Source organism: Rosenbergiella epipactidis (genome assembly GCF_018494055.1).
Lineage (GTDB): Bacteria > Pseudomonadota > Gammaproteobacteria > Enterobacterales > Enterobacteriaceae > Rosenbergiella > Rosenbergiella epipactidis.
In genome coordinates this window covers 1-276 of the sequence record NZ_JABBFQ010000030.1, presented here as the reverse complement: position 1 = coordinate 276, position 276 = coordinate 1, and the positions used below count along the sequence as shown (strand labels likewise).

Here is a 276-nt window from a genome sequence, read left to right as displayed (position 1 = left end):
GGCTACGTAGCTCAGCTGGTTAGAGCACAGCACTCATAATGCTGGGGTCACAGGTTCGATTCCCGTCGTAGCCACCATCTTTAATGCGGAAGTGGCGAAATTGGTAGACGCACCAGATTTAGGTTCTGGCGCCGCAAGGTGTGCGAGTTCAAGTCTCGCCTTCCGCACCATTTTGTACTATCTTAATAAGCGAAGCATGTTGGGATATCGCCAAGCGGTAAGGCACCGGTTTTTGATACCGGCATTCCCTGGTTCGAATCCAGGTATCCCAGCCAA

Annotated in this window: 3 tRNA genes; all 3 read left to right on the top strand. The window is 51.8% G+C overall.

From position 1 onward, the window contains the following. The 3 genes from HGT71_RS15675 (at position 1) to HGT71_RS15665 (ending at position 275) form a co-directional block, all read left to right on the top strand. Positions 1-77, top strand: a tRNA-Met gene (locus tag HGT71_RS15675). Between the two features lie 8 nt (positions 78-85). Continuing rightward, positions 86-170: transfer RNA gene (locus HGT71_RS15670), tRNA-Leu, on the top strand. Positions 171-200: 30 nt separating this feature from the next. Further along, positions 201-275 (top strand) — tRNA-Gln (locus tag HGT71_RS15665). The last annotated feature ends 1 nt before the right edge of the window (position 276 follow it).